13 protein-coding genes are annotated in these 14,014 nt (G+C 63.7%); 9 read left to right on the top strand and 4 right to left on the bottom strand.

Going from position 1 to position 14,014, the window contains the following annotated elements; translation table 11 throughout:
• Positions 1–9: 9 nt before the first annotated feature.
• On the bottom strand, positions 10–378 hold the full coding sequence (locus PMM47T1_RS13580; protein WP_008369694.1) for a helix-turn-helix domain-containing protein: 369 nt from the start codon (positions 376–378) through the stop codon (positions 10–12).
• An 81-nt stretch (positions 379–459) separates the two neighbouring features.
• On the opposite strand from PMM47T1_RS13580, the gene PMM47T1_RS13585 reads away from it, so the two are divergent.
• Positions 460–672 carry a DNA-binding protein gene (locus PMM47T1_RS13585; protein ID WP_008369696.1) on the top strand — a complete coding sequence of 71 codons (213 nt, stop codon included), beginning with the start codon at positions 460–462 and terminating at the stop codon, positions 670–672.
• A 13-nt stretch (positions 673–685) separates the two neighbouring features.
• Here the strand turns inward: PMM47T1_RS13585 and PMM47T1_RS13590 are convergent, their stop codons facing one another.
• Positions 686–1,120 carry a GNAT family N-acetyltransferase gene (locus tag PMM47T1_RS13590; RefSeq protein WP_008369698.1) on the bottom strand — a complete coding sequence of 145 codons (435 nt, stop codon included), beginning with the start codon at positions 1,118–1,120 and terminating at the stop codon, positions 686–688.
• A gap of 13 nt (positions 1,121–1,133) precedes the next feature.
• On the bottom strand, positions 1,134–1,886 hold the full coding sequence (locus PMM47T1_RS13595; protein ID WP_008369699.1) for a carbon-nitrogen hydrolase family protein: 753 nt from the start codon (positions 1,884–1,886) through the stop codon (positions 1,134–1,136).
• Positions 1,887–2,597: 711 nt separating this feature from the next.
• Between PMM47T1_RS13595 and PMM47T1_RS13600 the strand changes: the two genes are divergently transcribed.
• The 7 genes from PMM47T1_RS13600 to hbdH all read left to right on the top strand — a co-directional run bounded on the left by PMM47T1_RS13600 (position 2,598) and on the right by hbdH (position 10,501).
• Positions 2,598–3,680: a 3-deoxy-7-phosphoheptulonate synthase gene (locus tag PMM47T1_RS13600; protein WP_008369701.1), complete on the top strand. Its 1,083-nt coding sequence runs from the start codon at positions 2,598–2,600 to the stop codon at positions 3,678–3,680.
• 104 nt (positions 3,681–3,784) lie between these two features.
• Entirely contained in the window at positions 3,785–4,066 is a 282-nt protein-coding gene (locus PMM47T1_RS13605) for a peptidylprolyl isomerase (protein WP_008369704.1), read from the top strand.
• 120 nt (positions 4,067–4,186) lie between these two features.
• Entirely contained in the window at positions 4,187–6,034 is a 1,848-nt protein-coding gene (locus PMM47T1_RS13610; protein WP_008369707.1) for an extracellular solute-binding protein, read from the top strand.
• Complete coding sequence (locus PMM47T1_RS13615; protein ID WP_008369709.1) at positions 6,034–7,095, top strand: microcin C ABC transporter permease YejB; 1,062 nt, start codon at positions 6,034–6,036, stop codon at positions 7,093–7,095. The genes PMM47T1_RS13610 and PMM47T1_RS13615 overlap by 1 nt, the downstream gene beginning before the upstream one ends.
• A complete protein-coding gene (locus PMM47T1_RS13620; protein ID WP_008369711.1) occupies positions 7,095–8,117 on the top strand; it encodes an ABC transporter permease in 1,023 nt (340 codons plus the stop codon). The genes PMM47T1_RS13615 and PMM47T1_RS13620 overlap by 1 nt, the downstream gene beginning before the upstream one ends.
• A 7-nt stretch (positions 8,118–8,124) precedes the next feature.
• A complete protein-coding gene (locus PMM47T1_RS13625; protein WP_043301031.1) occupies positions 8,125–9,711 on the top strand; it encodes an ABC transporter ATP-binding protein in 1,587 nt (528 codons plus the stop codon).
• Between the two features lie 16 nt (positions 9,712–9,727).
• A complete protein-coding gene (hbdH, locus tag PMM47T1_RS13630) occupies positions 9,728–10,501 on the top strand; it encodes a 3-hydroxybutyrate dehydrogenase (RefSeq protein WP_008369715.1) in 774 nt (257 codons plus the stop codon).
• A gap of 57 nt (positions 10,502–10,558) precedes the next feature.
• Here the strand turns inward: hbdH and PMM47T1_RS13635 are convergent, their stop codons facing one another.
• On the bottom strand, positions 10,559–11,713 hold the full coding sequence (locus tag PMM47T1_RS13635) for a PilT/PilU family type 4a pilus ATPase (protein WP_008369717.1): 1,155 nt from the start codon (positions 11,711–11,713) through the stop codon (positions 10,559–10,561).
• Between the two features lie 86 nt (positions 11,714–11,799).
• Between PMM47T1_RS13635 and PMM47T1_RS13640 the strand changes: the two genes are divergently transcribed.
• Positions 11,800–13,980 carry a PAS domain-containing protein gene (locus tag PMM47T1_RS13640; RefSeq protein WP_008369720.1) on the top strand — a complete coding sequence of 727 codons (2,181 nt, stop codon included), beginning with the start codon at positions 11,800–11,802 and terminating at the stop codon, positions 13,978–13,980.
• Positions 13,981–14,014 lie beyond the last annotated feature (34 nt).

Raw genomic sequence — 14,014 nt, forward strand, 5'->3', positions numbered from 1 at the left:
CAGGCATGGCTACCTGGGCTTGGGCAATCCTCGTCGTGGCCGCGTGGTGTAGCTGGCGGCCATCTCCGCAAGGCTTACGGCCATGTGCCTGATGGCGTCCTGGCCTTCGCGCGGCAGCACCCGATAATGCCCCAACACGTGCTCTTCGGCCTGACTCAGGCGATCAGCGGGGATGGGTGCCCGTTGCCCGGTGAGCACGTACAGCACGTCAACGCCTTCAGTCGCCACCTTGGCCAGGTAGTTGGCCTTGGGTGTGCGCTCACCGCTTTCATACTTCCCCTGTGCATTGGGCTCGACACCGCCGATGTCGCCGAATTCCTTTTGGGTCAGGCCCAGCCTGTCCCGCTCTTCCCGTAAACGCGAACCGATTCCAGTCATTTGAATGTATAATCCCTTATTAATCACCCAAACGGGTGATGCTTTTAACCACAATTACACCAAATAAAACGGACTTGAACTATGCACGGTATACGGACTGCCGCACAAGCCAGGGCCTGGCTCGACCAGCAGGGAAAATCGGTACAAGAGTTTGCCAGGGAGCATGGCGTAGACCCGGCAACCACCTATCAGGTGTTGTCGGGGCGCAAGAAAGGACGACGCGGGGAGTCACACCGGGTCGCCGTCTTGCTGGGGATGAAGGAAGGCGTGGTGCCCGAACGGGCACCGAGCTGATGGTCACGCCGGTTCAGGCGTCACTCAAACGTTCCATGCGCCAGAAACACTGGTCTTCACCCACCTCGGCGAAGCCCTTGCGCAGGTAAAGATGGCGTGCGGGATTGGACTGGAACACCATCAGGCGCACGCGTGGCAGGCGTCGCTCTTGGGCCAGTTCGACAATGCGCTCCAGCGCCCAGCCGCCCATTCCCTGGTTGCGCGCTTCGGGCAGCAGGTGCAGTTCACGGATGAACAGCGCCTGCCGGTCAATGCTGAGGCTGAAGTACCCCTGGGCCACGCCGTCGGCCAGGATGACGAAGTTGTCGCGCCACAACCACGCCTGGTTGAACGCCTCCTCCTGCCACAACAGATTATAGCGACCGTAGTACGGCAGCATGGCCTGGCGCGTGAGGTTGCGCGCAAACGTCAGGTCAAGCTCGGTGGCCGCGCGCAGCGCGAGGTTCATTCACGCCTCCTGTTCACTTGAGCGGCACCGCCCGCCCCTGCCAGCCATCCGCCGTGCGCTGCGCCACCAGCAGGTGGTCACCCGCGCCCGGCACGTCGATGATTTTTTCGCCATTGGCGCCCCACAGCACGCTGCGGCCTGCCGACTGCCAGCCCCCGGTGGGGCCACCATGGTTGGCCACCAGCACAACCATGCCATGAGTCTGAGCATAGCCTTGAAGGATTGAGCTATCGACCGCGTAGCCCGATTCGCCGATCAAGGCGCTGGCGGCATACAGGCTGGCGCCCGCCTCCCGCGCGTGACGGGCATGGCTGGCGTGGGAAAAGTCGGCGCATACCGCCAGCGCTATCTGCTCATCGGCCAGCGACAACGGCTCGCCGCCTTCGCCGGGCACGAAATGAGCGTCCTCGCCGGGGTGCAGGTGCCGCTTGGTATAGACCGCCTGCTGGCCATCGGCGCCCAGCACAAGGGCCCCGATGCGCACGCCTGCCTCACCCGCTTCGCGCAGGGGCAGCCCGACCACGGTGGTCATCGCCAACTGCTGGGCACGGTCGCGCAAGGGTTGCAGCAGGACGGTGCTGGCCGACTGCGCCAGCTCTGCGGCCAGGGCAGGCTCATAGCCAGTCAGGGACAGCTCGGGGAACAACAGAAACCGCACGCCACAGCCGGCGGCCAGGTCCATGAAGCGCAGGTGGTGGGCGATGTTGGCGGCCAGGTCACCGGCCACAGAGCAGGATTGGGCGGCGGCGATACACAAAGGCTTCATGTGACTTCCCGTTCACAGAGAGGAGAAGGCGTGCATCATGCCGGAATGTTGCAGCGACCGTAAGACCGCATCACTGGCACCGCGCCCTGCCTGCGAAGGCCCGCGTTCGGCATGACACCGCTCAAGGTCCTGCGGACCTTTTCGCTGCCTGACGGCAGCACCTACAGGGAACACGGCTGCGACAGATTGTGCTTGTATGTTTTCAGGCGGCTGAAGTAAGCTCGGCGCATCAAAACGGAGACATTTCATGTCGCACAGCTCCCACATCCAGGCTCAACATTCTGCCAGCGCTCGTCGCCCGGTAGCGGTTGCGTCCGTGTGCGCTGCCGTTGTTGCAGATTATTATTATGGGTATTGGTTTAGCCACTGGCGCGCCTGATACCCATATCCGGCGGCCAGAATCCAAGGTCGCCCGGTTGAGAAACTCCAAAACCCCCGGTCGGCCTCCCGACCGGGGGTTTGTTTTTTCCGGCCGCCAACACTGATTATTTAAAACATTTGATACCGAGGATTACCGCAATGAACTACGCCACCTATTACCGCTACGACTACTGCACCGCCTGGCGATTTACCAGCCTCCGTTCGGGACAGCTTGCCGCCTCCGATCGGTCGTGCCTGGGTGGCCTTGTGCATACAAACGTCAATAGTCGAACATCGCGATAGGGTTGCGCGAGCGCACAGACTGCGCCGCCAACCCAGGGAAAACACCTCATGAACATCTCCATCAGCGCCCTGCCCCTTGCCACCGCCCTGCCTCAGCAACTGGCGCCCGCCGCCAATGCCCCGGTATTGCAACGCCTGCCCAGCACCCTTGAACTCAAGCAACAATTGCCCCTGAGCCGTGACCTGGCCCAGCAGGTGAGCAGCCACCGCCATGCGATCCGCGCCATTCTGGAAGGCCGCGACGAACGCATGCTGGTCGTGGTTGGCCCCTGCTCGCTGCACGATCCCGAGTCCGCCCTTGAATACGCCGAACGCCTGGCGGCCCTGGCCACCGACGTACAGGGTGAACTGTTGCTGGTGATGCGCGCCTACGTGGAAAAGCCACGTACCACAGTGGGCTGGAAAGGCCTGGCGTACGACCCGCGCATGGACGGCAGCGACGACATGGTGGGCGGCCTGAATCTGTCCCGCCAGCTGATGCAGGAAATGCTGCACAAGGGCCTGCCCCTGGCCACCGAGTTGCTGCAACCCATGGCCGCCGGTTACCTGGACGACCTGCTCAGCTGGGTGGCCATTGGCGCGCGCACCACCGAGTCGCAGATTCACCGGGAGATGGCCAGCGGCCTGAAAATGCCCGTGGGCTTCAAGAATGGTACCGATGGCGGCGTGGCCATCGCCTGCGATGCCATGCGCAGCGCGGCGCACCCGCACCGTCATTTCGGCGTGTCGGCCGACGGCCACCCGGCCATCATCGAAACCGTCGGCAACCCCGACACCCACCTGGTGCTGCGCGGTGGCCATCGCGGCCCGAACTACGACCAGGCCAGCGTCGCCCAGGTGCACAGCGCGCTGAGCAAGGCCGGCATCGCCCCGCGCATCATGGTCGACTGCAGCCACGCCAACAGCGGCAAGAACCCACTGCGCCAACCTGAGGTGTTCAATGACGTGCTGGCCCAGCGCCTGGCCGGTGACCGTTCGCTGGTGGCTACCATGCTTGAAAGCCACCTGTTCGAAGGCTGCCAGGCCATCGGCTCGGGCATGCGCTACGGTGTGTCGGTGACCGACGGCTGCCTGGGCTGGGACGCCACCGAAGCGTTGCTGCGCAACGCCGCACGCCAACTGCGCGGTTGACCACGCAGACCGCCCCGGAACTGCCGCCAGGCTGCGAACAGAGCAGCGCGCAGGCGAAAATTGCGGTACGCTGCCCTCTTTACGTTTTTATGGAGTATTTCACCATGGCCAAAGCCACTGCCCGTCACATCCTGGTTGCTTCCGAAGCCAAGTGCAACGAACTGAAAGCGCAAATCGAAGGCGGCGCCGACTTCGCCGAAGTCGCCAAGGCCAACTCCACCTGCCCATCCAGCCGCCAGGGCGGTGACCTGGGTTCGTTCGGCCCAGGCCAGATGGTCAAGGAATTCGACACCGTGGTCTTCAGCGCACCGGTGAACACCGTTCAGGGCCCGGTCAAGACCCAGTTCGGCTACCACCTGCTGGAAGTCACCAGCCGCCAGGACTGATCCTGACGCGCTGAACATATGGCCCGCCTCGTGCGGGCCATTTTGTTTATGTGATAGACGCCGCACTTGATGGTAGGGTTGTAAGCGCCTGCAACCCCACCTATTCGAACAAGGCAGACAATGCGCTCGGTTTTTGCCCTTTTCCTGCTGACCGCCCAGTTGCTGATGCTACCTAGCGCCTTCGCCGCCGCGCAGCACGCCCTGACGGTGTATGGCGAACCCGCCAAATACCCCGAAGGCTTCACGCACTTCGACTACGTCAACCCCAACGCCCCCAAGGGTGGCAGCCTGCGCCGCTCGGCCGTGGACATCGGCCAGTTCGACCACCTGCTGCCTTATATAGACAAGGGCACCGGCGTCAGCCAGGTCGACGGCCTGCTGTATTCGCCCCTGGCGCTGCGCTCGCTGGACGAGGCCTACACGGTGTATGGGTTGATTGCCGAGAAAATGGAGCACGCCGACGACGGCCTGTCGCTGCGTTTCTACCTCAACCCCAAGGCGCGCTTCAGCGATGGCGTGCCCATCACCGCCACTGATGTGAAGTTCACCTTCAACCTGCTGATGACCCAGGGCAGCCTGCGCTTCCGCACCCAGTTCGCCGACGTGAAGAATGTCGAGATCGAAGGGCCCCGGCAGATCCGCTTCGACTTCAGCAACAACGATAACCGCAGCCTGCCCCTGGACCTGGCCTCGTTGCCGGTACTGCCCGAACACTGGTGGAAGGATCATGACTTTGCCAACGGCGGCGGCTTCGAGGCCGCGCCCGGCAGTGGCCCTTACACCGTGGGTAAGGTTGACAACGGCCGCAGCATCACCTTCGAGCGCGACAAAAGCTGGTGGGCCAAGGACCTTCCCGTGACCTGCGGGCTGTACAACTTCGATCAGTTCACCGTCGAGTATTTCGGCGACACCGAGGTGGCCCGCCAGGTGTTGCTGGGTGGCGCGTTCGACTACAACCGCGAATTCTCGGCCACCGGCTACACCATCAAGTACAACAGCCCCGCGCTGGACGACGGCCGCCTGCAACGCGCGCACCTGGCGCCGCAAAGCCTGCAGGCCGCGCAGGGTTTTGTCTTCAACCTTCAACGGCCGATCTTCAAGGACCGCCGCGTGCGCCAGGCCCTGGCCCTGCTGTGGGACTTCGAGTGGACCAACCGCCAGTTGATGCGCAGCCTGTACATTCGCCAGCAGAGTTTCTTTGCCAACAGCCCGCTGGCGGCCCGGCAGTTGCCAGACGCTGCCGAGCTGAAAATCCTCGAACCCTTGCGTGGCCAGGTACCGGATGAAGTGTTCACCACCGTGTTCCAGGCGCCGCACACCGATGGCACCGGCTTCATCCGCGACAAGCAGTTGCAGGCATTGGCGCTGTTGAAGGAAGCCGGCTGGCGCCCGGACGGCGATCGCCTGGTGAACGCCGCCGGCGAGGCGTTGACTTTCACCTTCCTCAATAGCCAGACGGGCCTGGAAAAGATCATCCTGCCCTGGAAGCGCACCCTGGCGCAGATTGGTATCGACTTGCAGATCCGCCGCATCGACAGCTCCCAATACATCAACCGGCTGATGGCCCGCGACTACGACATGATCATCACCGGCTACCCGGTGTCGGCCTCGCCGGGCATGGAACTGGCCAACTACTTTGCCTCCTCCAGCGCCACCGATGTCGGCTCCAACAACTACATGGTGCTCAAGGACCCGGCCGTGGACACCCTGATCAAGGGCCTGGTCAATGCCCGCACCAAGGCCGACATGAGCGAATACGCCCATGCCCTGGACCGGGTGCTGCAGTGGAACTATTACTGGGTGCCCAATTACTACCCGCCGGGCACCTCCACGGTGTGGTGGAACCGTTTCGGCATTCCCGAGCACCCGGCGCCCTATGACGAAGCCATCGAATCCTGGTGGCAAGTCAGCCCCACGCCGCTGAGCAACGCACAAATGGCCGACCTGCGTGCCAAGGAGGCCCATTGATGCTGGCCTATACCCTGCGGCGCCTGCTGTTGATCGTGCCTACCCTGCTGATCATCCTGCTGGTCAATTTCGTCATCGTCCAGGCCGCCCCCGGCGGCCCGGTGGAACAGGCCATCGCCCGCCTGCAAGGCCTGGGCGGCGTGGCCGTGGGCGGTGGCGGCGGCGATTCGGCCCAGGGCGCCTCGCGCGCCAGCCGTGGCCTGGACCCCAAGTTGATCAAGGACATCGAGCACCAGTACGGCTTTGACAAACCGGCGCCGGAACGCCTGTGGCTGATGGTGAAAAACTACGCCACCCTGGATTTCGGCAACAGCTTCTTCCGCGGCGAGAAAGTGACCCGCCTGATTTTGGACAAGATGCCGGTCACCCTGTCCCTGGGCTTCTGGGCAACGCTGATCACCTACCTGGTGTCCATCCCCCTGGGTATCCGCAAGGCGGTCCACCATGGCAGCCATTTCGACATCTGGAGCAGCACGGCGATCATCATCGGCTACGCCATGCCCGCTTTTCTGTTCGCCATGCTGCTGATTGTACTGTTTGCCGGCGGCACCGAACTGAACTGGTTCCCGGTGCGCGGTCTGGTCTCGGAGAACTTCGCCGAACTGTCGCCCCTGGGCAAGGTAGCCGATTACTTCTGGCACCTGGTGCTGCCCGTCACCTCGCTGGTGATCGGCGGCTTCGCCACACTGACCATCCTGACCAAGAACTCGTTTCTCAACGAGATCACCCGCCAATACGTGATCACCGCACGGGCCAAGGGCGTCAGCGAACGACGGGTGCTGTACGGCCACGTGTTTCGCAACGCTATCCTGCTGGTGGTGGCGGGCCTGCCCCAGGCGTTTATCAGCGTATTCTTCGCCGGCTCGCTGCTGATCGAGGTGATTTTCTCCCTCGACGGCCTGGGGCGGCTGAGTTACGAGGCGGCGGTGGCGCGTGACTACCCGATTGTGTTCGGCACGCTGTTTATTTTCACGCTGTTTGGCCTGCTGATCAAACTGGTGGGCGACCTGTGCTACACCCTGGTGGACCCGCGCATCGACTTTGCCGGGAGGTCCGCGTGATGAAGCGTCTTTCACCGATTTCGCGCCGGCGCCTGGAGCGCTTCCGCAAGAACCGTCGAGGCTGGTGGTCACTGTGGATTTTCATCGCCTTGTTCGCCCTGAGCCTGGGCGGCGAACTGATCGCCAACGACAAGCCCTTGGCGCTGAACTATCAGGGCCAATGGTACTTCCCCGCCTTCAAGCGCCACACCGAAACCGAGTTCGGCGGCGTGCTGCCGTTCCAGCCGGACTACCGCAGTGACTACGTGCGCAAGCTGATTGCCGACGGCGGCGGCCGAATGATTTTCGCGCCCATCCCCTTCAGCGCCGACACCCCCAACTATGACCTCACCCAGCCGGCGCCCAGCCCGCCCAGCGCCACCAACTGGCTGGGCACCGATGACCAGGGCCGCGACGTGCTGGCGCGGGTGATCTACGGTGCGCGGGTGTCGATCCTGTTCGCCCTGGCCCTGACCCTCATCAGTTCCCTGATCGGCATCGTCGCCGGCGCCCTGCAAGGCTACTATGGCGGCTGGGTCGACCTGTTCGGCCAACGTTTGCTGGAAGTGTGGTCGGGCTTGCCGGTGCTGTACCTGCTGATCATCCTGTCCGGTTTTGTGGAGCCCAACTTCTGGTGGCTGCTGGGCATCATGGCGCTGTTTTCCTGGCTGGCCCTGGTGGACGTGGTGCGCGCCGAGTTCCTGCGCGGGCGCAACCTGGAATACGTCAAGGCTGCCCGGGCGCTGGGCCTCAATGACCGCAAAATCATTCGCCGGCACATCCTGCCCAACGCCATGAACGCCACCCTGAGCTACCTGCCGTTCATTCTCACCGGTGCTATTTCCACCCTCACCGCCCTGGACTTCCTGGGCTTCGGCATGCCCGCCGGCAGCGCCTCGCTGGGCGAGTTGATCGCCCAGGGCAAGGACAACCTGCAAGCGCCGTGGCTGGGCTTCACGGCATTCTTTACCCTGGCACTGGTGCTGTCGCTGCTGGTGTTTATTGGCGAGGCGCTGCGCGATGCCTTCGACCCGCGAGCCTGAGGTGGGCATGAACCAGAACCTGATTGAAATACGCGACCTGAGCGTGGCCTTCAACGAGCACACCGTGGTGCGCAACCTTAACCTGGACATCCGCGCTGGCGAGTGCCTGGCGCTGGTGGGCGAGTCGGGCTCGGGCAAGTCGGTGACCGCCCACTCGATCCTGCAGTTGCTGCCGCAGACCGGCACCCTCACTCACGGCAGCATTCGCTACCGCGGCACCGAGTTGCTGGGCGCGCCCGCCAGCACCCTGCGCGAGATACGCGGAAACCGCGTGGCCATGATTTTCCAGGAGCCGATGACCTCGCTGAATCCGCTGCACACCGTTGAAAAGCAGATCGCCGAAACGCTGCTGGTGCACCGTGGCCTGACCGGCAAGGCCGCCCAGGCGCGCACCCTTGAATTGCTGCACCTGGTGGCCATCCAGCACCCGGAAAAACGCCTCAAGGCCTACCCGCATCAGTTGTCCGGCGGCCAGCGCCAACGCGTGATGATTGCCATGGCCCTGGCCTGCGAGCCCGACCTGCTGATTGCCGACGAGCCCACCACCGCGCTGGACGTGACCGTGCAGCGGCGCATCCTGGCCCTGCTCAAATCCTTGCAGCAGCGCCTGGGCATGTCGCTGCTGCTGATCAGCCACGACCTCAACCTGGTGCGCAGCATTGCCCAACGGGTGTGCGTGATGCGCGCCGGGGAAATCGTCGAACAGGCCGACACCGAAACCCTGTTCTGCACACCGAAACACCCATACAGCTGCATTTTGCTGAACGCCGAACCGGCCGGCGAACCCCTGCCCCGCCATGAGCGCCCGCCGCTGCTGGCGGTCGACAACCTGCGGGTGTGGTACGCCACTGGCGGCGGCCTGCTGCGCAAGGCGCAGTACATCAAAGCCGTGGACGGCATCAGCCTGGACCTGCAAAAAGGCAAGACCCTGGGCATTGTCGGCGAGTCCGGCTCGGGCAAGTCCACCCTGGGCCAGGCCATCCTGCGGCTGCTGGACTCCGAAGGCAGCATCCGCTTCGATGGCCAGCCGCTGGAACGCTTGAATCCCAAGCAGATGCTGCCCTGGCGCAAGCGCATGCAGGTGGTGTTCCAGGACCCGTTCGGCAGCCTCAGCCCGCGCATGTCGGTGCAGCAGATCATCAGCGAAGGCCTGGAGGTGCACGTCGAATGCAACTCGCAAGACCGCGAGCAGCGGGTGATCAAGGTGCTGGAGGAAGTGGGCCTCGACCCGGCCAGCCGCCACCGCTACCCCCATGAATTTTCCGGCGGCCAACGACAGCGCATCGCCATTGCCCGCGCCTTGGTGCTCAAGCCCGACCTGATATTGCTGGACGAGCCGACCTCGGCACTAGACCGAACGGTACAAAAACAGATCGTCGCTCTGCTGCGGCAATTGCAGGACGATCACGGCCTGACCTACCTGTTCATCAGCCACGACCTGGCGGTGATCAAGGCCCTGGCCCACGATGTCATCGTGGTCAAGGATGGCCAGGTGGTGGAACGCGGGGCCAGCCATGACCTGTTCGAAGCCCCGCAACACCCTTACACCCGCGAACTGCTGCTGGCTGCCCACGTGCAGCCCGAACCGCATTGATTCTGGAGGCATGTGCATGACCCCGCTCAAGGGCAAGACGGCATTGGTTACCGGCTCCACCAGCGGCATCGGCCTGGGCATTGCCCACAGCCTGGCTGCGGCGGGCGCCAACGTGATACTCAACGGTTTCGGCGACGCCCAGGCGGTACTGGCCGAGCTGGCCAAGCACGGCGTGAAAGTGGGCCACCACCCAGCCGACGTCAGCCAGCCGGCGCAGATCGAAGCCATGTTCAGCTACGCCGAGGCCGAATTCGGCGCAGTGGATATCCTGGTCAACAACGCCGGTATCCAGCATGTGGCGGCGGTGGAGGACTTCCCGGTGGAGCGCTGGGACGCGATTATCGCCATCAACCTGTCGTCGGTGTTTCACGCCACCCGCCTGGCGCTGCCCGGCATGCGCGAGCGCGGCTGGGGGCGCATCGTCAACATTGCCTCGGTGCATGGCCTGGTGGGCTCCACCGGCAAGGCCGCGTACGTGGCGGCCAAGCATGGGGTCATCGGCCTGACCAAGGTGGTGGGGCTGGAAACGGCGAAGACCCAGGTGACCTGCAACGCCATTTGCCCGGGTTGGGTGTTGACACCGCTGGTGCAGAAGCAGATCGATGACCGCGCAGCCAAGGGCATAGACGTGCAACAGGCGCGCGAACACCTGCTGGCCGAAAAGCAGCCGTCGCTGGAGTTCGTCACACCGCAGCAGCTGGGAGAGCTGGTGCTGTTCCTGTGCAGCGAGGCTGGCAGCCAAGTGCGGGGGGCGGCGTGGAATATGGACGGTGGGTGGTTGGCGCAGTAACGATTCAGTGCTTGTGACGCGCACCTATAGCCGCTGCCACCAGGCTGCGTCCGGCTGTCAGGTGTTTTCGTCGTCCACCAGGTTCCAATCGGCGCTGTCCACGTCAGCCGCAGGTGCGGGCGGTGGCGGCGCCGAGGTGATTTCGTGGCCGTCTTCGCGGTGCAGCTTCAGGCGCAACCGCAGGTTGTTCTGGGAGTCGGCGTTCTTCAGTGCCTCTTCCTCGTCGATAGCCCCTTCCACCGCCAATTCGTACAGCGCCTGGTCGAAGGTCTTCATCCCCAGGTTCACCGACTTTTCCATAATGCCCTTCAGCTCGCCAAACTCGTTGCGGTGAATCAGGTCGCGAATGGTGGCCGTGCCCAGCATCACCTCCACCGCCGCCCGGCGCTTGCCGTCCACAGTCTTCACCAGGCGCTGGGACACGAATGCCTGCAGGTTGTTGCCCAGGTCGTTGAGCAGTTGCGGGCGACGGTCCTCGGGAAAGAAGTTAATGATGCGGTCCAGCGCCTGGTTGGCGTTGTTGGCGTGCAGGGTGGAAATTGCCAGATGGCCGGTATCGGCGAAGGCCAGTGCGTGTTCCATGGTTTCCCGATCGCGAATTTCGCCGATCAGGATGACATCCGGCGCCTGACGAAGGGTGTTTTTCAATGCGGCCTGGAAGCTGCGGGTGTCGACACCCACTTCGCGCTGGTTGATGATCGACTTCTTGTGCCGGTGCACATACTCAACAGGGTCTTCAATGGTAATGATATGGCCACTGCTGTTGCGGTTGCGGTAATCAATCAAGGCGGCCAGTGAGGTGGACTTGCCCGAGCCGGTGGCGCCGACGAACAGCACCAGGCCACGCTTCTGCATGATGGTCTCAAGCAACACTGGGGGCAGCTTGAGGTCTTCGAAACGGGGAATGTCCAGCTTGATGTTACGGGCCACGATGGACACTTCGTTGCGCTGCTTGAAAATATTCACCCGGAACCGCCCCACACCCGGAAGCGACATGGCCAGGTTCATCTCCAGGTCGCGCTCGAAATCAATGCGCTGCTCGCTGTCCATGATATCGGCGGCGATGGCCGCCACTTCGCCGGGTTTCAGTGCTTCGGCCGACAAGGGCTTGAGTACGCCGTTGAACTTCGCGCACGGTGGGGCGCCCGTGGACAGGTAAAGGTCCGAACCGTCCTGACTGGCGAGGATTTTGAGCAGGGCTTGGATTTCCATATGCGAGGGTCCACAGGGCGGTGATTGGAAAGTAAGCTATAGCTTGGCGGTAGAACCCCCCGCCATGCAAATCAAAGGACACGTCAATGAGCGGCATCCCTGTCGACGGCTCCATCGTCGAACTGATCGAACAACTGCCGTGGCGCGACAGCCCCCTGCCCGCGCCCGACCAGTGGCCGCAAAGCCTGCGCACGGCCGTGGACATTGTCATTCATTCGCCCATGCCCATGCTGCTGTTGTGGGGGCCGCAATTGTGCCAGCTCTACAACGACGGTTTCGCCCTGCTGGCTGGCACCAACCACCCACGCGCCTTTGGCCAGCCGGTAGACCTGATATGGCCGCAGTTGCGCGATTTCACCGACCCCATTTACCGCGCAGTACTGGGCGGCGAGGTGCGCACCTACGAAGAACAGGGCTTCAGCCTGCCGCGCGACGACGGCATGGCGCAAGTCTGGCTGGACCTGACCTACAGCCCCATCCGAGATGAAAGCGGCGACGTGGCTGGCATTCTGGTCACGGCCATTGAAGCCAACGAACGGCGGCGGGTGGCGGCCGAGCTGCAACGTCGCTCCGAAGCCAGCGTCAAGGCCCAGCGCGATACCGAAGAGCGCCTGCAACTGGCCATGGAGGCCACCAACGGCGTCGGTACCTGGGACTGGGACATTCGTGAAGACCTGTTTCTTGCCGACACCCGCTTCGCACAGCTGCACGGCGTAGACCCGGGCCTGGCCGGCAAGATGCCCATCGGCGAGTACCTCAAGGGCGTGCACCCCGATGACCGCGGCAGGGTGGCGCGCAGCATCAACGAGTGCGTGCACAGCGATGGCGAATACGCCAACGAATACCGGCTGCTGCGCCCAGACGGCGAGGTGCGCTGGGTGTTCGCCCGCGGCCGCAGCCACAATGACCATCATGGCCGGCCGGTGCGTTTTGTCGGCGCTTCCATCGATATCACCGAGCGCCGCGAAGCGGAAAAGACCCTGCTGCGGCTCAACGAAACCCTGGAGGAACGGGTAGCCGAACGCACCGAGGCACTGGCCGAGGCCAACCGCCGCCTGCAACAGGAAATGCAGGAACGCGAGCGCGCCGAAGAAGCCTTGCGCCATGCGCAGAAAATGGAAGCGGTGGGCCAACTGACCGGCGGCATCGCCCATGATTTCAACAACATGCTGACCGGCATCATCGGCAGCCTGGACCTGATGCAGCGTTACATCGCCGCCGGGCGCAGCGACGAGATTGGCCGCTTCAGCGACGCCGCCGTCACCTCCGCGCACCGCGCCGCCGCCCTCACCCATCGCCTGCTGGCCTTTTCCCGCCGCCAGTCACTGGACCGCAAACGGCTGGACCCCAACCAGCTGGTGCATTCCCTTGAAGAGCTGCTCAGCCGCACCAAGGGCGAGCATATCCAGCTGACCCTGAACCTGGCACCGCAGGCATGGCCGGTGAACACCGACGCCAACCAGCTGGAAAACGCCCTGCTCAACCTGGTGATCAACGCCCGCGACGCCATGCCCGAAGGGGGCGACCTGAGCATCGAAACCAGCAATTGCGTCCTGACCGGGCGCGAGCCGGGCCTGGAAGCGTTGAAGCCTGGCGACTACGTGCTGATCAGCGTGTGCGACAACGGCGCCGGCATGAGCCCGAGCATTCAGGCCAAGGCCTTCGACCCGTTTTTTACCACCAAACCCATTGGCCAGGGCACCGGGCTTGGGCTGTCGATGATCTACGGGTTTGCCCAGCAGTCCGGCGGTCACGTCATCCTGCAAAGCGCACCGGGCCAGGGTACCTGCGCGCACCTCTACCTGCCCCGCCACACCGAGCAAGGCGAAACCCGGCCGCGCGTGCTGGCCCCTCAGGGGGTGCCGCTGGCACAGGACGGCGAGAGCGTGATGGTGGTGGAGGACGACCCGGCCGTGCGCATGCTGGTACTCAACGTACTGGACGAACTGGGCTACCACGCCCACCCCGCAGCCGACGCCAAGACGGCCCTGCCGGTGCTGGAGTCGAGCTTGCGCATTGACCTGCTGGTGACCGATGTCGGCCTGCCGGGCCTGAACGGTCGGCAGCTGGCGGAAATCGCCCGCCAGCACCGCCCCGGGCTCAAGGTGCTGTTCATGACCGGTTACGCCGAGAAAGCCGCCGAGCGGCATACCTTCCTGGCCGAAGGCATGGACATGGTCACCAAGCCGTTCTCGGTGGACCTGCTGGCCAACAAGATTCGCGAAATGATCAACGAACCCGCCCCCGAGGGTGGTTTTCCGGCATAATCGCGCGCTTTTTCCACGTCGTTCACAGGGCCCC

Origin of the sequence: Pseudomonas sp. M47T1, from assembly GCF_000263855.1 — a bacterium.
Classification (GTDB): Bacteria; Pseudomonadota; Gammaproteobacteria; order Pseudomonadales; family Pseudomonadaceae; genus Aquipseudomonas.